We start from the raw sequence: 21,293 nt of genomic DNA, 5'->3' as shown, positions 1-21,293 counted from the left end.
CCGCTTCCGCTTTATATGTAATCTAGCTCCAGCGGCAAGAATGTTCGGTGGCTTCGCGCCTTCCTGCGAGGCAAAAAGCGCCTCTACGTCAGGAGCTCCATCCCCCTCACATTCTAAACGAGCCGCTTCCACCTTATATGTTACCTACGTTTTCTGCTTAGTCCCATTGCGTTTTCTACTTTGCGTAGTTGTTTGAATGCAACGCGGTTTGCTTTTTCTGCACCTTTGTCTAGAATTTCGTCTAGTTCTGGTGAGTTGATTAGTTCGTTATATTTGTCTTGGATTGGACGAATTGCTTCTACGACTACTTGCGCTAGGTCGCCTTTGAAGTCGCCGTATCCTTTTCCTTCGTACATTGCTTCAATTTCTTCAACTGTTTTTCCAGAGAATGAAGAGTAGATTGTTAATAAGTTAGAGATACCAGGTTTGTTTTCTTTATCAAATTTCACAATACCTTCAGAGTCAGTAACAGCACTCTTAATTTTCTTTTCAATTGTTTTTGGTTCATCAAGCATACTGATCATTGATTTTGGATTCGGATCAGATTTACTCATTTTCTTCGTAGGTTCTGTTAATGACATAACGCGAGCGCCTACTTTTGGAATACGAATTTCAGGAATTGTGAACACTTCACGGAAGCGTTTGTTGAAACGCTCTGCTAGGTCGCGTGTTAATTCCATATGTTGCTTTTGGTCATCACCAACTGGTACGATTTCAGTGTTGTAAAGTAAAATATCAGCAGCCATTAATGGTGGATACGTAAGTAATCCAGCTGGAACTGAATCTCTACCCGAAGCTTTATCTTTATATTGCGTCATACGTTCTAATTCTCCAACGTAAGCAACAGATTGCATGATCCATCCTAATTGAGCGTGTGCTGGTACTTCTGATTGTACAAATAAAGTAGCTTTTTCAGGATCGATGCCGCATGCTACATAAAGTGCAGCAAGACTGCGGATGTTTTTACGAAGTCCGACGGGATCTTGAGGTACTGTAATCGCATGTTGGTTTACAATACAGAAATAACAGTCGTGTTCATTTTGAAGCTCTGTAAACTGCTTCATTGCGCCTAAATAGTTTCCAAGTGTAATCGTTCCACTTGGCTGAATACCAGAAAAGATAACTGACATAAGTAATTCCTCCTAAAATTGAATGCGTGATGGGGGGGAGAGAAGGCAAACAAAAAAGCCCATTCATCCCAAAAACTATAGGGACGAATGGACCGCGGTACCACCCTAATTATTTCACTACTGTGAAATCTCTCTAATCCATGATAACGTTAGGATATAACGCCAAAGCCTACTACTTTCGGTTCGGTTTGGTGCTCAAAAGCCCATTCCATACTGTACAATTACTTGTTCACACCAACCACAAGCTCTCTGAAATTGCCTCAATATGTACTCTTCTTTATCATCGCATACATATAAATTTATTTATTGTTACTTGAGCTCTTTTAATATGAAAGAACTAAAGTTTTATAACAAAATGTTTTGCTGATTATTATATCATATGGGATAGTGTTTGCAAACTACATCAAAATAGTAAAGCTAATAAGGGTCGAGAACAACCCAAGGAAGATACCTGTAATACAAATTGGATATGTCCATTTGAATGAATATGTTTTATAAATACGTTCTTTCTTATCTGTAGGTTCCTCGACTTCTTCAATTAAAGAGTCAATCTTTTTGTTCGTACCAAATACTCTTTGGAATGCGTAAATGGTTACATTGAAAAAACCATTTTGAAATATGTATAAAAAACCGCCGATAAGAATAAAAAACAGTGCAATATAAAACAAAATGTTGACAAAGTTCAACAAAAATTGAGATGAAATGAGGAATGCACCAATACTAGAAGCAATCATCGCTATAAAAATTAGTATACAAGTATGAAAAAAAACTTTATTCAAAATATTCCCCTCCGTCAAAATATTACTAGAATTATTATACTATAAAAGCTATAATAAGTACTAGGATTAATTTTTTGAAAATTATACGCAATTAAAGGTCTGATTTTAAGATGATGGTAGCAATGTTAATGTATCCCTTTACGAAAAATTAAAAATATAAATATTTTATTAAAAATTTTAACAAAAAAACAAAAAACTATATTCACAATTGTTATATTATATGTATAATGAAAATTGTAGAAACTTGGAGATTATTCTTTCAATTCTACTTTTTAACAAGTGAGGGTACAGGAAGTGCAATTAGGGGAGGCAACACAACATGAAGAAAAAGATACCGTTATTACTTGCATCAACTTTAACTGCAAGTATGTTGCTTAGCGCGTGTAGCTACCAAAAAGATGACGCAAAAGCAAAAGGGAAAGAGAACGCTACGAGTAGTAGTAACGGAAAACAGATTCTTAATTTAACAGAGTTATCTGAAATTCCGTCAATGGATGCATCATTAGCATCTGATTCTTCATCTTCTACAGCATTAAATAATACGATGGAAGGTTTATATCGTATTGGCAAAGATCAAAAGAGAATGCCTGGAGTTGCAGAAGATGTCGAAAAGCTAGATGATGGGAAGAAATACATATTTAAATTAAGAAGAGATGCGAAATGGTCGAATGGGGAACCGGTAACAGCTAAAGACTTTGTGTATTCATGGAAAAGAGCAGTAAATCCAGATACAAAAGCAACGTATTCATACATTATGTTCGATATTAAAAATGCAGAGAAAATTCATAAAAAAGAATTACCTGCTGACCAATTAGGTGTAAAAGCGATTGATGATTATACATTAGAAGTAGAATTAGACAATCCCGTTCCTTACTTTATCGATTTAACAGTTTATCCAGTATTTTACCCACTAAATGAAAACTTTGTAAAAGCACAAGGTGATAAATTTGGTTTAGAGGCAAATACAACATTATATAACGGTCCATTCGTTATGAGTGATTGGAAACATGAACAAAGTTTCCAATTCAAGAAGAATCCTTCATATTGGGATAATAAAACGGTTAAAATTGAAGAAATCAACTTTAATATTGTAAAAAATACAGCAACTGATGTAAATTTATATGAGACAAACGCGATTGATCGGGCGGCTTTAACGTCTGAATTTGTTGATAAGTTTAGAAAAAGCCCAGAGTTCCAAACAAGAAAAGAGGCAGGGGTTGCTTACTTAAGATTTAATCAAAGTAATCAGTACTTAAGTAATAAAAACTTAAGAAAAGCAATTTCAATGTCCTTTGACCGTGATAACATTGCAAAAGTTATTTTAAATAACGGCGCAATTGGAGCTTACGGATTTGTTGGAAAAGATTTCGCTGAAGGTCCAAATAAAAAAGATTTCCGAGCTGAAAATGGAAAGCTAGTTGAAACAAATCCAAAAGAAGCAAAAAAGCTTTGGGAAACAGCGAAGAAAGAGCTTGGAACTGATAAAATCGAACTAGAATTCTTAAACTTTGATAATGAAGATGCTAAAAAAGTTGGGGAATTCTTAAAAGGTGAGATGGAAAAGAACTTACCAGGTTTATCAATTAAAATTAAACAGCAACCATTCGCACAAAAAAATAAATTAGAAGATTCTCAGCAATATGATATTGCGTTTGGTATTTGGGGACCAGATTTCCCAGATCCAATCTCATATTTAGATATGTTTGTTACGAATGGTTCTCAAAATAAAACAGGGTATTCTAATCAGAAATATGATGAGTTAATCCTAAAAGCTAAAACAGATACAAAAGATTTACAAGCTCGCTGGGACAACCTTCTAGAAGTAGAGAAGATGTTAATTAAAGAGGATGCAGTTATCACTCCAATCTTCCAAAAAGGTTCAGCGTATGTAGTAAAAGGTGCCGTAAAAGATATTATCCCAATTAACTATGGTGGTAAATTAACTTACAAATGGGCATCTGTTGAACAAAAATAATCTTTTTTTTCCATCGTTTACAAGGGTATATGCCTATGATGGGCATATGCTCTTATTTTAAAAAAATAAAAGTAAGAATATTTTAAACTATCTTATTGCTTTTGAGAAAAACGGGGAGGTGCTTGACTATGGGACGTTATGTATTAAAACGTTTCGTGTACATGGCTTTGACATTATTTTTAATTACTACAATGACTTTCTTTTTGATGAAATTACTTCCGGGTTCTCCGCTTAAAAACCAGGAGAAGCTATCACCGGCACAAAAAGAAATCATTCTTGAAAAATACGGATTGAATGATCCGGTACCAGTTCAATATGCACGTTACTTAGGTAACTTAGCAAAAGGTGATTTAGGGGTATCATTCCAATATGATAACCGCCCAGTAACAGACATGATTGTGGATCGTATTGGACCATCAGCCCAATTAGGTTTACAAGCGATTATATTAGGAACATTTATCGGTTTAATTTTAGGTATTGTTGCCGCACTTCGTAATAATACGTGGGTAGATTATAGTGCAACAGTTATTTCGGTACTCGGAATGTCGGTACCATCATTCGTATTCGCCGCATTACTGCAATATTTCGTAGGGGTAAAACTAGGCTGGTTCCCAGTAGCATTCTGGAAAGGACCAGAGTTTACTGTAATGCCTACAATTGCATTATCGATGGGAGTTATCGCGACAATCGCACGTTTCTCTCGTGCAGAATTAATTGAAGTTATGCAAGCCGATTACATTTTAACAGCGAAAGCGAAAGGAATTAGCCAAGGCGTTATCATTGTCAAACATGCACTTCGTAACGCGTTAATTCCAGTTGTAACAATTTTAGGACCAATGGTTGCGGCATTAATTACAGGAACACTTGTTATCGAGCAAATTTATGCTGTACCAGGACTTGGGGAACAATTCGTTAAATCGATTACTTTAAATGACTATACAGTTATTATGGGAACTACGATTTTCTATAGTGCGATCTTCATTTTAGTTATTTTCATTGTCGATATTTTATACGGAATTATTGATCCTCGTATTCGTTTAGCGGGAGGGAAAAAATGATGAAAGATGTACAAAAATTATCTCCAGATTTATTTCAACAAGCCAATCAAAATAATGTTGATAATGAAGTCATTGCCCGTCCAAGCTTAACGTTTTGGCAAGATGTAAGAAGACGTTTATTCCAACATAAAGGTGCGATGCTTGGCCTTGTATTGTTAGTTATCATTGCGCTATTAGCGATTTTTGGACCGATGGTAAGTAAACACTCGTATAAAGAGCAAGATTTAGGTCGTGCGAAATTACCACCAAAAATTCCAGTTATTGAAAATGTTCATTGGTTACCATTTGACGGTACAGATCAATATGGTGTTGACCAATATGAAAAACGTGATATTAAAGAGTACTTCTGGTTTGGTACAGATGACCTTGGCCGTGACTTATGGACAAGAACATGGGAAGGTACACGCGTATCATTATATATCGCTCTTTTAGCGGCAGCAATTGACTTAGTAATTGGGGTTGCATACGGAGGTATTTCAGCATTCTACGGCGGTAGAGTAGATAACATTATGCAACGTATTATGGAGATTATTAACGGTATTCCATACTTAATCATCGTTATTTTAATGGTAATCATTATGGGATCTGGTATTTGGTCAATTACACTTGCGATGGCGATTACAGGTTGGATAGGGATGTCGCGTATTGTTCGTGGACAAATCTTAAAGTTAAAAAACCAAGAATATGTATTAGCATCTCGTACATTAGGTGCAACAAATACACAATTAATTGTGAAACATTTAATTCCAAACGTAATGGGACCTATTATCGTAATGACGATGTTTACAATTCCATCAGCGGTGTTTGGTGAAGCGTTCTTAAGTTTCATCGGTTTAGGAATTCAGCCACCATTTGCGTCACTAGGTTCTCTTGTAAATGATGGTTATAAATCTATTCAAACGTATCCGCATATGATGTTCATCCCTGCGGTTGTCATCAGTATATTAATTTTAGCGTTTAACTTAATGGCAGACGGATTACGCGACGCGTTAGATCCAAAAATGCGTAAGTAAAAGAGGGGAGAGGCAAAGATGAAAACATTGTTAGAGGTAAAAGATTTACAAGTCTCCTTTGATACACATGCAGGTGAAGTACAAGCTGTACGCGGCGTTACTTTTGATTTGAAAAAAGGAGAAACATTGGCGATTGTAGGAGAATCTGGTTCAGGGAAATCAGTTACTTCTAAAGCGTTAATGGGATTAATTCCGAATCCTCCTGGACGCATTAAAAATGGTGAAATCGTATTTGAAGGTCGTGACTTAACAAAATTAACAGAAAAAGAAATGCAGCAAGTACGCGGTAAAGATATTGCGATGATTTTCCAAGATCCAATGACATCATTAAACCCAACGATGACAATTGGAAATCAAATTATGGAAGGTCTAATTAAACACCAAGGGATGAGTAAAGCAGATGCACGTAAAGTTGCTTTAGAGTTAATTGACCTTGTAGGTATTCCAAATCCAGAAGCTCGTTTAAAACAATATCCTCACCAATTCTCAGGTGGTATGAGACAGCGTGTAGTTATTGCGATGGCGTTAGCTTGTAACCCGAAATTATTAATTGCCGATGAGCCGACAACAGCGCTAGACGTTACGATTCAGGCGCAAATTTTAGAACTTATGAAAGACATTCAGCAAAAAACAGAAGCAGCAATCATTTTCATTACGCATGACTTAGGTGTAGTAGCAAACGTTGCGGACCGAGTGGCAGTTATGTACGCTGGTAAAGTTGTTGAAATTGGAACTGTAGATGAAATTTTCTACAATCCGAAACACCCATATACTTGGGGTTTAATCGCATCTATGCCAAGTTTAGATGGTTCAGAAGAAGAGTTATATGCAATCCCTGGAACGCCTCCAGATTTATTGAAGCCGCCAAAGGGAGATGCTTTTGCACCACGTAACCCACAGGCACTGAAAATTGATTTTGAAATGGACCCACCTTTATTTAAAGTAAGTGATACGCACTATGCGGCAACTTGGTTACTTCACGAGCAAGCTCCAGAAGTAAAACCGCCGGCAGTCGTTGAAAAACGCATTCTTCAAATGAAAGCAGGTGAACAACATGACTAAACAACGTGAGAAATTAATTGAAGTAAAAAATGTAAAGCAGCACTTCGACGTGAGTGGTGGTGTTGTCAAAGCGGTTAATGATATTTCATTTGATATTTACCGCGGAGAAACATTTGGTCTTGTAGGAGAATCAGGTTGTGGTAAATCGACAACTGGAAGAACGATTATTCGTTTATATGATGCAACTGCTGGTGAAGTGTTATTCGATGGTGAAAATGTACATGGTAAAAAATCACGCGCAGAGCTGAAGAAATTCAACCGTAAAATGCAAATGATTTTCCAAGATCCATATGCATCATTAAACCCTCGTATGACAGTAGGGGATATTATTGCAGAAGGTATCGATATTCACGGACTAGCGAAAAGTAAAAAAGAGCGCATGGACCGTGTTCATGAACTATTAAACACAGTTGGTTTAAATAAAGAGCACGCAAACCGTTTCCCACACGAATTCTCAGGTGGACAACGTCAGCGTATCGGTATCGCTCGAGCGCTTGCTGTAGACCCAGAATTTATCATTGCCGATGAGCCGATCTCAGCACTTGACGTATCGATTCAGGCGCAAGTTGTAAACTTACTGAAAAAGTTACAAAAAGAAAAAGGTTTAACATACTTATTCATCGCCCATGATTTATCAATGGTAAAATACATTAGTGACCGTATTGGTGTAATGTACCGTGGCCAAATCGTTGAGTTAACAACAAGTGATGAATTATATGCGAATCCAATTCATCCATATACGAAATCACTATTATCAGCGATTCCACTTCCAGATCCAGATTATGAGCGCAATCGTAAACGTATCGTATATGATCCATCACAGCATAATTATGGTAGTGAAGCACCAACAATGCGTGAAATTCGCCCAGGACATTTCGTACTATGTTCGGAAGCGGAGTACAAGAAATATAAAGAGATTTATCAATAAGAAAAAGAGCCATTCTTCTGTTATGGAAGGATGGCTCTTTTTCTACTATATAAAAGAATTGTATACATTTGTCGGTCAGTCGATATATTTAAAGAATCGCCGATATAAATCTCATGTATCATTAGTGATATCCATATGCAAAATTACTGAACTTGAACAGAAACATTCTCCTCTTGTTCTTCAGGTTTAACAAGCGCATAACGCTCCCATGCTCTACTTTTCCAGCGGAAGAACATAATAATGGCACGTGTCCATTCGTCGATGGCGATTGCTAGCCAAATACCAACGAGCCCCATATCTAAATGAAAGGCGAAAAAGTAACCTAGTGGTAAACTCATTAACACCATAGAGAATGCACCGATTAAAACAGGATATTTTGCATCACCAGCTGCACGAAGCGAATTAATGATGACGATGTTCATCGTACGTCCCGTTTCAAGTAGTACACTTAGTAAAAGAACACTTGCGCCTAACCCGATAATGTGCGGATTATCTGTAAACAGTCCCATTAATTGTGTACGGAATGTAATAACGAGAGCGACCATACATAAAGTTACACCAATTGCCCATTTTACACTTTTCCATAAGCGTTCGTATGCTTCATCTTTTTCGCCACCACCAACGAGGCGGCCAATAATAATGGCTGTTCCCATACCAATTGCAATTGCAAATAAATAAGTGAACATGGAAATGTTAGTAGCGTATTGTCTAGCAGCTAATGATTCCGTTCCTAAGTACGTTGCGTAATAAAGGAAGACGATTTGACAAGCTTGATACATCACTTGTTCAAATGCAGATGGAATGCCAATTTTTAAAATTTTCCCAATGTATTCTTTGGATAAAGTGAAGTAATATTGTAATTTCACACGATATTCCATAACGCGGTATAGTAACCAGAAGAAAACAATAAGTGCGATCAATCGACTGATAGCGGAAGAAATTGCAGCCCCTTGTACACCGAGCTCAGGGAAACCAAATTTCCCGAAAATGAGTACGTAGTTTCCAGCGATATGAATCATATTCATTCCGAGTGAAATAAACATCGCTTGCTTTGTAAAACCGTGTACACGGATAATTGCGGCTAATGAGTTAATAATAGCTTGTAGGAAGATAGCTCCTCCGACGATAGATAAGTAGTTTTGCGCATACGTTAGTACATCGCCTTGTAAGTTCATTGCGAGCATCATATGTTTCGAAAATAAAAGAAAACCAGCGCTTATAACGAGCCCAACTATTAAATTTAATGTGACGGCTAATGCTGATATTTTAGATGCTTCCATAAAGCGTTTGGAACCGAGGTATTGAGATACAACGATAGCAGCGCCGTTCCCGATGACTTCTAATACCAAAATCGCAATATGAAGATATTGATTCGCTGCACCAACCCCAGATACAGCATCGTCTGATAATGCACTTAACATGAAAGTATCAGCGATCCCCATTAACATAAAAAGAAAAACTTCTAGAAAAATAGGCCATGTTAATAAGAATAAACTTAATTTCTCAGTAGGCCCGTTTTTTGCCTGAATTGCTGCCATGTCCGTCCCCTCTTTACCGATATCTATTTTTAGCAAAATGTATCGTAACATACTTTCTTAACCTTTGCACTCATTTTAGCCTACATATTTTTATTATGAAGAGAGTGCTATTTTATGATAAAAACAAAAGGATAATTATACATAAAATATTATGAGATATAAAATTCGTTTTTCTCTGATAATTTAGAAAAGTATAAAAAATATTATTTTTAACACTTTAGTATGAATAATCAGCAATATGAAACGTTTACAAAGGTATATTTTTTAACGAAAAATTTTAATGAAATAGAAATATAAATATACAAAAAATATATTTGTGTGTATAATATGAATTATTAGAACATATATATATTTCTTTTTGTTTGAAAATGAAAGGGTTAACATTTTTTTGGAGGGTGGAAGTATGAAAAAAAAGATACCAGTTTTTGTAGCATCAACAGTAGCGATGAGCATGATGTTAGGGGCATGTAGCTATCAAAAAGATGAATCGCAAGCAAACGCTAAAGGGGATAGCGGAAAAAGCGGCGCGAAGCAAGTTATTAACTTAATTGAAACACAAGAAATTCCAACGATGGATCCAGCGTTATCAGCTGATGCAGTTTCTTCAAGAGTAATGACTAATACGATGGAAGGCTTATACAGTTTAGGAAAAGATGATAAGCTAGTTCCTGGTGTAGCGAAGGAATTCAAAAAATCAGAAGATGGTAAAAAATATACATTTAAATTACGTGAAGACGCAAAATGGTCAAATGGTGAGCCTGTGACGGCAAAAGATTTCGTATATGCATGGCAAAGAGCGATTAACCCAGATACAGCTGCGAAATCAGCGTACATTATGTATGATATAAAAAATGCAGAGAAAATTAATAAAAAAGAGATGAGTCCGGATCAATTAGGGGTAAAGGCGATTGATGATTATACATTAGAAGTGGAATTAGATAATTCAATTCCATACCTTGTAGATTTAATGGTATATCCAATCTTCTATCCTGTGAATGAAAAGTTTGTGAAAGAGCAAGGTACGAAGTTTGGTTTGGAAGCGAATACAACGCTTTATAACGGGCCATTTACATTAAGTGATTGGCAACATGAACGTAGCTTTAAAATGACAAAGAGCGCGTCATATTGGGACAATAAAGAAGTGAAGATTGAAGAAGTAAACTTTAATATTGTAAAAGATACATCTACGCCAATTAACTTATATGAAACAAATGCAATTGATCGAGCGTCGTTATTAGCGGAGTTTATTGATAAATATAAAGGAAAACCAGATTTCCAAACAGTAGAAGATACATCTGTATTCTTCCTTCGTTTAAATCAAAAAGATCCAGCTTTAGCAAATAAAAATATTCGTAAAGCAATTTCACTTGCTTTTGACCGTAAGCCATTCGTGGATACATTATTAAATAACGGTTCTAAGCCAGCGACAGGATTAATTCCTGATAACTTCATTAAAGGACCAGATAAAAAAGATTTCCGTGCTGTAAACGGGGATATTGTAAAACCAAACGTGAAAGAAGCGAAGAAATATTGGGAAGCTGGTAAAAAAGAACTTGGTAAAAATGAAATCGAATTAGAATTATTAAATGAAGATGTAGAGTTATCAAAGAAAACTGGTGAATATTTAAAAGGTGAATTAGAAAAGAATTTACCAGGTTTAACAGTAAAAATTAAACAACAACCATTCGCACAAAAACTAAAATTAGAAGATGCGGGCGATTATGTCATGTCATTCTCTGGATGGAGTGCGGACTTCCCAGATCCAATTACATATCTTGATATGTTTGTAACAGATGGGTCACAAAATAAGATGAAGTACTCTAATCCAAAATACGATGAAATCATTATGAAGGCGAAAAAAGATGGAAGCGATGTAAATGCTCGTTGGAAGAACTTATTAGAAGCAGAAAAAATGTTACTTGATGATGCTGCGATCGTTCCAGTATATCAACGTGGTAGAGCATATTTACAAAGAGATTCAATTAAAAATATGTATAACCATAAATATGGCGGCGATTTAAGCTTTAAATGGGCGTCAGTAGAGAAATAAGAAAAAAAGCAGGTGATCACCTGCTTTTTTTAATACGTTCGTTTCTTATAAATGCCTTTTCCGCCAACTTGGTTCCAGCCAGATTGTACATCCAAACTTTTGTTAACAAACTTCATTTTTTCTTTTCCACCAAAGAGCTTTTCGCCGATGCTATTTGTAATGACACCAATCAATGCTGTTATTCCGATGATGAGGGCAGCAACCGTAATAAAATCAATAAAAAAAGCAATCATTTGAAAACTCCCCCTTTGCCTGTCTGTATGTTTATTGTATGAGATAAAAAATGAAAAAGAAAGAAATGTCAGAAAAATATTTAATTTACTTTAGAAATCATGTAGACAGGAGGGAGGATATTTGTTAGAATAAGAACAAATGTTCCTTTTTATTCTCATTTGTATAGTCTTACATTTCTTAATTGATTTATCAAGAAAAAGTAAGAAAACGTTCTCTTTTTCATAGGGAAGATTATAGATAAATAACTATATATTATATGAAAAATCTATGGGAAGTGAGTAGTAAAAGGGTTGAAAGTTATTGTTAAAGTACAGCTGAAATGAGCGTAATCATGTTACATAGCAGTGAAATACACGGGAGAGTTTTCTCAACTAGCAGGAAATTTACTGTATATTTCTTGCAAAATCTATTGTATAATGATTATAGAAGTTACTTATTAAAAGTAATTGTTGTTTATTATAAGTTGTTGCTTACATGAAATGTGATTTTTGTACTTTTCAATAAGACAAGTTATCACGAAAAATTGCTGAAGTTAGAAATTAAAACTGTATTTAGTACAGAATTTGTACTCTTTAAGGAGAGTGAGCTTTGTATGGTAACATTATATAGTTCTCCAAGCTGTACGTCTTGTAGAAAGGCGAAATTATGGCTAGAGGAAAATCATATTCCCTATACAGAACGTAATATTTTCTCAGATCCATTAACGATTGAGGAAATTAAAGAGATTTTACGTATGACAGAAAGCGGAACGGATGAGATTATTTCTACTCGTTCGAAAGTTTTCCAAGAATTGAATGTAAACTTAGAGTCTTTACCACTTCAAGATTTATATAAGATGATTCGTGACTATCCAGGGATTTTACGTCGTCCAATTATGATTGACGAGAAACGCCTTCAAGTTGGTTACAACGAAGACGAAATTCGTCGTTTCTTACCACGTACAGTAAGAACGTTCCAATTACGTGAAGCACAACGTCTTGTAAATTAATTATAATAATATGAAAACCTTCTACCTATTATATAGTAGAAGGTTTTTTTTAATGTTTCACATTGCGTAATCGAACTTGTTGTACAATAAAGCCGATGCATAAAATAGTGAAAATGAACAAATAAGGAATGCTTGCAGTGAAACTTGGATTGTTATGAAAAAAGGTTGCAAGTCTGTCTTCATGTGTAACCATTTTTCCTGCAGTATAGGCAAGAATTGCTGCACCGCAATAAATGAGGAATGGAAATCGCTCCATAAGTATTAAAATAAGTTTGCTGCCCCAAATAATAATCGGGATAGAAATGAGTAAGCCGATTATGACGAGTAAAAATCTCCCGTGAGCTGCACCTGCAATGGCAATAACATTATCAAACCCCATAACGAGATCCGCGAAAACAATTGTCCGCACAGCTTGAAATAAAGTTGTTTTTCCTTGAATAGAAGAAAGATCGTTGCTATTATCGGTTAATAAATTGACTGCAATTAATGTAAGTAAAACCCCGCCAATCAATTGTAGAAATGGAATGTCGAGTAAATAGACAGCTAGTATAGTAAGGACAATTCTTAGTACAATCGCTAAAAGAGTACCGATCAAAATAGCCTTATTTCGTTTCGATTCAGGTAAATTTCGGCTAGCTAGTGCGATGACGATTGCATTGTCACCACCTAATACAACATCGATACCGACAATCATTAGTACGGATGTTAAAAACTCTAAGTCCATTCGTCTGCCTCCATTTATGATGTTTTAATAAGCGAACTATATGTATGTGATGAAGAAAGTTGTTGTTAAATAATCTCTTCTAATAGAAGTTTCACTTTATTACAGTGTACGGGGGAATGTGGAAATGTATGTCCAAATTTTTTGTAAGTAAGAAATCGCTATAATAATATATTTATGTAGTTGATCGAGTAAAGATAGGCATATAACTATTTTTGTAAAATAAATCGATTTTATTTCCATTCTGGAGAATCTTATCATAAAATGAGAGTACAAGAATCTATTGATTTGTCATATGAGTGGGGAATCCCTTCATAACAATTCTAAGCAGGAAGGGAGAGTTGTATTTTGGATATTGAAAGAATTAATGATCATACGATGAAATTTTTTATTACGTACATTGATATAGAGGATAGAGGATTTAATCGTGAAGAGATTTGGTATGATCGCGAACGAAGTGAAGAGCTCTTTTGGGAGATGATGGACGAAGCTCGTGATCATGACGATTTCTTTATTGATGGACCGTTATGGATTCAAGTGCAAGCAGTCGATAAAGGGATTGAAGTACTTGTCACGAAAGCAGAGCTTTCAAAAGACGGGCAAAAGCTGGAACTACCGATAGGGGTAGACAAAATTATAGATATTCCTCTAGATGAAGGCATCGAATCATTATTCCAACAAGAATTAGTCGAAGAGGTAGAAGAACAAACAGGAACAAACTTTAATGAAGATGGTACGTTTGGCTTTTTAATTAAGTTTAATGATTTTGAAGATGTCATTTCATTAAGTCATCGTCTTATCTTTGAAGATATAAAAGATGAGCTGTATTCATTTGAGAACCGCTATTATGTATATGTGGAATTCGATGAAGTGCTACATGATGAAGAAGAAATCGATCGTATTTTAAGTATTATTTTAGAATATGGGGAAGAATCAACTTTAACAATTCATCGTGTAAGTGAGTATGGAAAACAAATTGTGAAAGAGCATGCTCTTGAAACGATTCGCAATAATTTTCCTGCTAAAACGTAGGCCGATTTCTGTAGTATGAAATCGGCTTTTTATATGAAGAATAGGAAAGCTTTCTTAGTTAGGAGGTAAGAGATGAAAAATACGTTAAAGCTGATTTTCTTTATACTGCTATTGTTCGCATTATTTGTTTCGTTACGTATGTTTATTGATGTAGCATTTTATTCAGATGTGATTGGGATAAAAGATGTTTCGATTTTAGGTATTATCAGTATTTTATTTACAGTATCTGCGTTTTTAATTGGTTGCGTTATTTTCTTAGAAAATCGACATCCATCTAAAACACTTACATGGTTAATTGTTTTAGGAATTTTTCCGGTATTTGGATTCTTCGCTTATTTATTATTCGGACAAAATTTTCGGAGAAAAAGAATGTTCCAAAAGAAGGCGTTACTTGATGAACAGGCGTTTTTACAATATAAAGGGCATGAAGATTACGAAGAACGAATTTTACGCAATCATAAGCATCAAGAGCTGTTATTTCGTTTAGCGGATCGATTAGGTGCTTTAAATATTTCATTTCAAACTGAAACGAGGACATTAACAAATGGAGATGAAACGTTTCAGGCTATTTTAAATGGGTTAAAACGAGCGAAACATCACATTCATATGGAATATTACATTGTGCGTGATGATAAGTTAGGAACAGAAATTAAAGATATTTTAATACAAAAATCGAAAGAGGGCGTAGTCGTTCGTTTTTTGTATGATGCGGTTGGAAGTTTTAAATTATCAAAATCGTATATTGAAGAATTAAACGATGCAGGAGTCGAAATGATTCCGTTCTTCCCTGTACGCTTTCCGATTTTAAACGATAAAATTAATTATCGAAATCATCGAAAAATCGTTATTATTGATGGAAATGAAGGCTTTGTAGGTGGATTAAATATTGGTGATGAATATTTAGGGAAGGATAAGTACTTCGGCTTTTGGCGAGACACACATTTATATTTGCGTGGTGAAGCTGTACAAAGTTTGCAGCTTATTTTCCTTCAAGATTGGTTTTATATGACTGGTGAGGCTGTGCTAGCCCCTGAATATTTACAAGCAAAAGCAGTTGAGGGTGATCATTGGGGAGGAGTGCAGCTAGTTGCAGGTGGCCCCGATAATAAGTGGGAAACGATTAAGCATTTATATTTTGCAATGATCGCTTCTGCTCGAAAATCTATTTGGATTGCAACGCCGTATTTTATTCCGGATGATGATATTTTATCCGCATTAAAGGTTGCTGCACTTGCTGGTATTGATGTTCGTTTATTAATGCCGAGTAAACCGGATAAGCGGACTGTCTTTTACGCATCGAGATCGTACTTCCCAGAGCTTTTAGATGCAGGTGTAAAGATATATGAATATGAAAAAGGTTTTCTTCATAGTAAAGTTGTCATCGTCGATTCTGATTTAGCTTCAATTGGGACAGCTAATATGGATATGAGAAGTTTTCATTTGAATTTTGAAGTAAATGCCTTTTTATATGATACAGATAGCATTCGAAAACTTGTTCAAGACTTTAAAGATGATTTAGAAGAATCAAGTGAAATTCATGTTGATCATTTTCATAAAAGACGTCTTCATAGACGAATTGTTGAATCAACATACCGCTTATTATCACCTTTATTATAAAAAGAGATGTCCGAAATTGGGACATCTCTTTTTTAAAAGGAATTTGTAACAAATTGTAGAATATAAGGAGCTGAAAGGGTGTGATTACGATATTTATCGCTAAAAGAGAAAACGGAGAGAAAATTCATTTACTCTATAATTGTAATGAAAAGCTTTTGCGCCGTATGCGTCAACAAGAACGATTCTTTTGTGTAGCTTGTGGAAAGGAAGTGCAAATGAAATTAGGGAAACAAAAAACTTGGCATTTTGCTCATAAAAAAGTGGATTCATGTCTTGCCTTTTATGAAGCGGAATCAACGTATCATATGCACGGTAAAGAATTGTTATATAGATGGTTCAAGCGTCAAAACTTTCAGGTGGATATAGAGTACTACCTTCCAGAAATTAAGCAACGACCAGATGTTTTTGTAGAGAGGGCGGGCAGAAAAATTGCAATTGAATACCAATGTGCAAACCTCGCTATAGAACAGCTGTACAAAAGAACATATTCGTATTGGCAAGCTGGTATACAGGTCATTTGGATCGTTGGTGGAAATCAATTGAAAAAGCAATCTGCATATTGGATGAAATTTTCCTCACTTATGGCTTTCTCCTTACAATCTTATCCTCAGCCACTTCTTATTTTCTTCTGTCCGAAACAAAAATCATTTATGAAATGTGCATTTGTCACTCCCTTTTCTACAAATGTTTTTTTCTCACATACTATATATTTACCAACTGATACGACTACTTTTGAAATGCTTTTTTCTCCCGTTCCTTTCGGGAAAGAAAGATTGGGTGAAGAGTGGGAGAAGAGAAAGAACTACTTCCGCAAAAATGCCCTGCCGATTTGGAATTATAATTATAAGTCATTATTACGCCTCTTATATCAATTTAAATGTACTCCAGCAAGCTTTCCTTCTGAAATTGGTGTTCCACTCCCTTCTGCATTTGCTTTACAAACAAACCCATTTATATGGCAAGCTTTCCTCTATATGAAGTGTATAGGGGAGCTTGCAGTGGGAGAGTGTATTTCTCTTCAATACGTGTGTAGTTATGCAAAAAGGTATACGAAAAGGCGGATACTTCCGTACTTTTCAAAGCACATATGGAAAGTGGCAGTTACTGAATATATGACATTTTTATGCTATATAGGTGTTTTGCGTAAAGCGGGAACTTATACGTACCGGAAAATAAGGGATGTCGTGGTGTTAAAAACAGAGGAGGAAATTATGAAACATGATGAGATTTGCTTAATACATGCGCTATCTTTATTTGAGGCAAATTTTAACATGAGAGCAGGAAAAGGGGATATAATAAAGAATGATTGTGAAGGAATTACATAAGAAAAAAACGAATTGTACTTAAGTAGAGATATTTAAAGGAGGGCTTAAAGAATGTCTGAACAAAACAAAGCGAAAGCATTACCAGATCGCAACGAGATTGAAGAAGCAAGTACGTGGCGCTTAGAAGATATCTTCCAAACGGACGCAGAATGGGAAAAAGAATTCCAAGCTATTAAAGAGCTATTGCCGAAGTTAACTGAATTTAAAGGGAAACTTGGTGACTCTGCGGACAATTTACTTGAGGCATTGCAATATGAAGATGAAATTTCAATGCGATTAGGTAAGTTATATACATATGCTCATATGCGTTACGATCAAGATACAACAAACTCTGTATATCAAGCATTAAATGATCGCGCAACAAATTTATATTCACAAGTATCTAGTAGCACAGCGTATATTGTGCCTGAAATTTTATCGATTTCAGAAGATACACTGCAAACATTCTTGAAGGAAAATAGAGATTTAAGTGTATATGAACATGCATTAGAAGAAATTACACGTCAACGCCCGCACGTATTATCAGAAGCTGAGGAAGCTTTATTAGCGGAAGCATCTGAAGTAATGAGTTCATCAAGCAATACATTCGGTATGTTGAATAACGCGGATTTAAAATTCCCATCTATTAAAGGGGAAGACGGAGAAGAAATAGAAATTACACATGGCCGTTACATTCAGTTTTTAGAAAGTGATGATCCTCGTGTTCGCAAAGATGCATTTAAAGCTGTATATGAAACGTACGGAAAATTTAAAAACACATTCGCAAGTACGTTAAGTGGAGCAGTAAAACGTAATAATTTCAATGCGCGTGTTCGTAAATATGATTCTGCTCGCCAAGCTGCATTGAGCAATAATAATATTCCGGAAGCAGTATATGATCAACTCGTTGAAACAGTAAATGACAACTTACATTTATTACACCGTTACATCGATATTCGTAAGCGTGCACTAGGACTTGATGAGCTTCATATGTATGATTTATATACACCACTTGTACCAGAAGTGAAAATGAATGTGAAATACGAAGAAGCGCAAGACCTTTTATTAAAATCTTTAAACGTACTTGGTGATGAATATGTTGATATTTTGAAAGAGGCATATGAAAATCGCTGGGTAGATGTGTATGAGAATAAAGGAAAACGAAGCGGGGCATATTCATCTGGTGCATATGGAACAAATCCGTATATTTTAATGAACTGGCATGATAATGTAAATAATTTATTTACACTTGCTCATGAGTTTGGTCATTCGGTGCATAGTTACTATACAAGAAAAACACAACCGCACGTATATGGTGATTATTCCATCTTCGTAGCAGAAGTGGCATCTACTTGTAATGAAGCGCTTCTAAATGATTATTTATTAAAAACGACAGAAGATAAGAAAGAGCGTCTATATTTATTAAATCATTATTTAGAAGGGTTCCGTGGTACTGTATTCCGTCAAACGATGTTTGCAGAGTTTGAACATATTATTCATAAGAAAGTACAAGAAGGGCATGCTGTTACGCCAGACATGCTAACGGAAATTTACTACGATTTAAATAAGAAATATTTCGGTGACGCTTTAGTAATCGACGAAGAGATTGGTTTAGAATGGTCTCGTATTCCACACTTCTACTACAACTATTACGTATATCAATACGCAACAGGATTTAGTGCAGCGACAGCTCTATCTAAACAGATTTTAGAAGAAGGACAACCAGCAGTAGAACGTTATATTAACGAGTTCTTAAAAGCAGGAAGCTCTGATTATCCAATTGAAGTGCTGAAAAAAGCAGGAGTAGATATGGCATCTCCTGAACCAGTAAAAGAGGCGCTACAAGTATTTGAAGAGAAATTAAATGAATTAGAAGCATTATTATTTGAAGAAAAGTAATGAAAAAAGACGAGGGATTGTATCCTCGTCTTTTTTGTTGAATAGATTTAATGTCGATATTTGTTGAAGAGAAAGGTGGATTCCTTTGTTTTTTCTAACTGAAAGGATAGCTTTACGGCTGATTTTTGAAATTAAAACCCTTTGAATCGTTTTTTATAATTGAAATAAGAGAGTGTGATAACGATGATTCCGAATAAAAGAGGTAAGGCAATAATTTTAGGAAAAGCTTGTAGTAGAGAGAGGATGTACAAGAAAAAAGAAACGATGACAGCTAGAAAGAGAAGAGCAATATAAGATTTTTTCATAAATAAACCCCCTAAATGACCTTTTTTATAGCTTATTCAAAAATGAAAACGTTTAGAATGTGACAAAAGTGTGAAATTCGACAAAAGGGGTTGTCATCTGACGTCGAATCTTGTAATATAATAAGCGTGAACGAATTCACATACAAACATATACCCCTTTGTTTGAACGTGAAAATTTCTCCCATCCCCTTTAATATTTTTATAAGCCGTAAAGAAGAAGACCTGGTGTTTACACCAGGTCTTTTTCTTTTGCTATCCATTTCCAATAACGTTCGCATTTTACTTCTATCATTTGTACTTTTCGTTTCAGTTGTAATTTTTTTAGTTCGCGTTCAATTTCTTGTTGCGGACAGTCATAAATAAATGCTACTTCTTTTGAAGATATAAATTGTGTTGCTTCTAGTAGCACTTCTAAAGGTGGTAATGGTTCTGGCTCAATTTCACATTTTACAAGTTCTTTCAATAATTGTACGTATACATCGTAGGAATAATTTCCAGCGATTTTAATACCTTCTTCATCTGAGTTCGCATGAAAAAAGACGAGGGAAGGTATTTCTGTAATATGCATTTCATTCGTGAATTTCAAGTCACATTGGAAAGCTTTTTTTGCACTAGCAGAATGTAGATCTTTTTTAAATTCTTCTACATCAATATTGCTATCTCTCGCACATGCAAGTAATAGTTCGCAATCAGGGTTTGATACATTTTCAAGGAAAATGTATTCTTGGAGTTTTCGCAAAAACTTCGAACCTGCTTTTCGGCCTTGCAACTCCGCTGCCTTAATTGCCATCGAAACTAAATATGGTGTTGACGATGCTTCTTGCATATGTACCTTTCCATCACATGAAAAACCTTGTAAACTGGTTGTCTTTTCCCACACAAATCGAATATTAGCAGGTTTATTCCATTTGTGTGAGGAAGCGTTCGTTCCATCCACTTTTCCTGTTACGATATGACGAATAGAGAAGTATTTCCCGTATTCAAGCCATAGTTTAATAATAAAAGGCTCAATTTCCCAGCAATCTTTACAAAGTGGATCAATAAATAAATATGCTTCTACAGACTTATGCTCGCATGCGGAAGGAGATGGCATATTTATATGCTTTGCTTCCTGCTTATCCATTACACTTCACCTGTTTCGTTTGGAGTATTAACCATATGCTGAGCGGTTAATGCTAAACGTTCAAAAACAAACTCTCTTATATGACCATGCACTCCAGTATCATCCATTGCTTGCTCCATACATGATAGCCAAGCCTCTGCTCGTTTTGGGGTAATCTCAAACGGGAGATGGCGTGCTCTTAACATAGGATGCCCATGTTCTTCAGTGTACAAATTAGGACCACCTAAATATTGTGTTAAAAATTGCTTCTGCTTCCTAGCGGTTTCTGTTAAATCTTCCGGGAAGATGGGAGATAAGTCAGGGTGTTTACTGACATAGGAATAAAATGTATCTACTAATATTGCAATGCATTGTTCACCGCCAATTGCTTCAAATGGTGTCATCGGTTGCTTGCTCATCCTTTATAAACTCCTTTTTCCATGAAATGTATATCTATTGTAGCAATGGAATGTTCGAGAGGGCAAATAAACAGACTTCTCAAAGATTCTTTGCTTATTCTACGGGTGTAACCTTTTTTAGTGAGATGTATCCACTAGT

19 protein-coding genes and 1 other annotated feature are annotated in these 21,293 nt (G+C 35.4%); of the genes, 11 read left to right on the top strand and 8 right to left on the bottom strand.

The window, feature by feature from the left end:
• Positions 1-140: 140 nt before the first annotated feature.
• Both trpS and GBN78_RS03935 read right to left on the bottom strand, forming a co-directional pair.
• Positions 141-1,130 carry a tryptophan--tRNA ligase gene (gene trpS, locus GBN78_RS03940; protein WP_000110985.1) on the bottom strand — a complete coding sequence of 330 codons (990 nt, stop codon included), beginning with the start codon at positions 1,128-1,130 and terminating at the stop codon, positions 141-143.
• Positions 1,131-1,206: 76 nt separating this feature from the next.
• Positions 1,207-1,423 (bottom strand) — a binding site (T-box leader).
• 105 nt (positions 1,424-1,528) lie between these two features.
• Complete coding sequence (locus GBN78_RS03935; protein ID WP_001044997.1) at positions 1,529-1,909, bottom strand: DUF3899 domain-containing protein; 381 nt, start codon at positions 1,907-1,909, stop codon at positions 1,529-1,531.
• A gap of 319 nt (positions 1,910-2,228) precedes the next feature.
• Between GBN78_RS03935 and GBN78_RS03925 the strand changes: the two genes are divergently transcribed.
• From GBN78_RS03925 to GBN78_RS03905, 5 genes are all read left to right on the top strand, one after another.
• Positions 2,229-3,884, top strand: a complete 1,656-nt coding sequence (locus GBN78_RS03925) for a peptide ABC transporter substrate-binding protein (protein WP_000727219.1) — start codon at positions 2,229-2,231, stop codon at positions 3,882-3,884.
• A gap of 128 nt (positions 3,885-4,012) precedes the next feature.
• Positions 4,013-4,942 carry an oligopeptide ABC transporter permease gene (gene opp3b, locus GBN78_RS03920; RefSeq protein ID WP_000534172.1) on the top strand — a complete coding sequence of 310 codons (930 nt, stop codon included), beginning with the start codon at positions 4,013-4,015 and terminating at the stop codon, positions 4,940-4,942.
• Positions 4,939-5,955 (top strand): oligopeptide ABC transporter permease, encoded by a 1,017-nt coding sequence (gene opp3C / locus GBN78_RS03915; RefSeq protein WP_000974106.1) that lies wholly within the window; start codon positions 4,939-4,941, stop codon positions 5,953-5,955. The genes opp3b and opp3C overlap by 4 nt, the downstream gene beginning before the upstream one ends.
• Positions 5,956-5,973: 18 nt before the next feature.
• On the top strand, positions 5,974-7,017 hold the full coding sequence (locus GBN78_RS03910) for an ABC transporter ATP-binding protein (RefSeq protein WP_000854346.1): 1,044 nt from the start codon (positions 5,974-5,976) through the stop codon (positions 7,015-7,017).
• Positions 7,010-7,945: an ABC transporter ATP-binding protein gene (locus GBN78_RS03905; RefSeq protein WP_000166348.1), complete on the top strand. Its 936-nt coding sequence runs from the start codon at positions 7,010-7,012 to the stop codon at positions 7,943-7,945. Before GBN78_RS03910 ends, GBN78_RS03905 begins: the two co-directional genes overlap by 8 nt.
• 143 nt (positions 7,946-8,088) lie before the next feature.
• Here GBN78_RS03905 and GBN78_RS03900 read toward each other — a convergent pair whose 3' ends face one another.
• Entirely contained in the window at positions 8,089-9,534 is a 1,446-nt protein-coding gene (locus GBN78_RS03900) for an MATE family efflux transporter (protein WP_009327244.1), read from the bottom strand.
• Positions 9,535-9,886: 352 nt separating this feature from the next.
• Between GBN78_RS03900 and GBN78_RS03895 the strand changes: the two genes are divergently transcribed.
• A complete protein-coding gene (locus GBN78_RS03895) occupies positions 9,887-11,533 on the top strand; it encodes a peptide ABC transporter substrate-binding protein (RefSeq protein WP_000727250.1) in 1,647 nt (548 codons plus the stop codon).
• A 29-nt stretch (positions 11,534-11,562) separates the two neighbouring features.
• Here the strand turns inward: GBN78_RS03895 and GBN78_RS03890 are convergent, their stop codons facing one another.
• The gene (locus tag GBN78_RS03890; RefSeq protein ID WP_000559971.1) at positions 11,563-11,766 is read right to left on the bottom strand and encodes a hypothetical protein; all 204 of its coding nucleotides are present in this window, start codon (positions 11,764-11,766) and stop codon (positions 11,563-11,565) included.
• Between the two features lie 593 nt (positions 11,767-12,359).
• On the opposite strand from GBN78_RS03890, the gene spx reads away from it, so the two are divergent.
• A complete protein-coding gene (gene spx, locus GBN78_RS03885; RefSeq protein ID WP_000258267.1) occupies positions 12,360-12,755 on the top strand; it encodes a transcriptional regulator Spx in 396 nt (131 codons plus the stop codon).
• A gap of 49 nt (positions 12,756-12,804) precedes the next feature.
• Here the strand turns inward: spx and GBN78_RS03880 are convergent, their stop codons facing one another.
• Entirely contained in the window at positions 12,805-13,479 is a 675-nt protein-coding gene (locus GBN78_RS03880; RefSeq protein ID WP_000362615.1) for a TerC family protein, read from the bottom strand.
• A 345-nt stretch (positions 13,480-13,824) separates the two neighbouring features.
• On the opposite strand from GBN78_RS03880, the gene mecA reads away from it, so the two are divergent.
• The 4 genes from mecA to pepF all read left to right on the top strand — a co-directional run bounded on the left by mecA (position 13,825) and on the right by pepF (position 19,328).
• Positions 13,825-14,508, top strand: coding sequence for an adaptor protein MecA (gene mecA, locus GBN78_RS03875; protein ID WP_000350716.1), 684 nt, complete (start codon positions 13,825-13,827; stop codon positions 14,506-14,508).
• Positions 14,509-14,580: 72 nt separating this feature from the next.
• A complete protein-coding gene (locus GBN78_RS03870) occupies positions 14,581-16,125 on the top strand; it encodes a cardiolipin synthase (protein WP_152126975.1) in 1,545 nt (514 codons plus the stop codon).
• An 80-nt stretch (positions 16,126-16,205) separates the two neighbouring features.
• On the top strand, positions 16,206-17,450 hold the full coding sequence (locus GBN78_RS03865) for a competence protein CoiA (RefSeq protein WP_152126973.1): 1,245 nt from the start codon (positions 16,206-16,208) through the stop codon (positions 17,448-17,450).
• A gap of 51 nt (positions 17,451-17,501) precedes the next feature.
• The gene (pepF, locus tag GBN78_RS03860) at positions 17,502-19,328 is read left to right on the top strand and encodes an oligoendopeptidase F (protein ID WP_000003348.1); all 1,827 of its coding nucleotides are present in this window, start codon (positions 17,502-17,504) and stop codon (positions 19,326-19,328) included.
• A gap of 131 nt (positions 19,329-19,459) precedes the next feature.
• On the opposite strand, the gene GBN78_RS30080 is transcribed toward pepF, so the two are convergent.
• From GBN78_RS30080 to GBN78_RS03850, 3 genes are all read right to left on the bottom strand, one after another.
• Positions 19,460-19,633 (bottom strand): hypothetical protein, encoded by a 174-nt coding sequence (locus GBN78_RS30080; protein WP_000750355.1) that lies wholly within the window; start codon positions 19,631-19,633, stop codon positions 19,460-19,462.
• Positions 19,634-19,862: 229 nt separating this feature from the next.
• A complete protein-coding gene (locus GBN78_RS03855; RefSeq protein ID WP_000360656.1) occupies positions 19,863-20,756 on the bottom strand; it encodes a ClpXP adapter SpxH family protein in 894 nt (297 codons plus the stop codon).
• Positions 20,756-21,154, bottom strand: a complete 399-nt coding sequence (locus GBN78_RS03850) for a globin domain-containing protein (RefSeq protein WP_000043386.1) — start codon at positions 21,152-21,154, stop codon at positions 20,756-20,758. The genes GBN78_RS03855 and GBN78_RS03850 overlap by 1 nt, the downstream gene beginning before the upstream one ends.
• Positions 21,155-21,293 lie beyond the last annotated feature (139 nt).

The organism is Bacillus sp. B2-WWTP-C-10-Post-4, assembly GCF_009183805.1.
GTDB classification, from domain to species: domain Bacteria; phylum Bacillota; class Bacilli; order Bacillales; family Bacillaceae_G; genus Bacillus_A; species Bacillus_A cereus.
The sequence above is the reverse complement of the archived record's forward strand: the minus strand, read 5'-3'. Positions and strand labels throughout refer to the sequence as shown.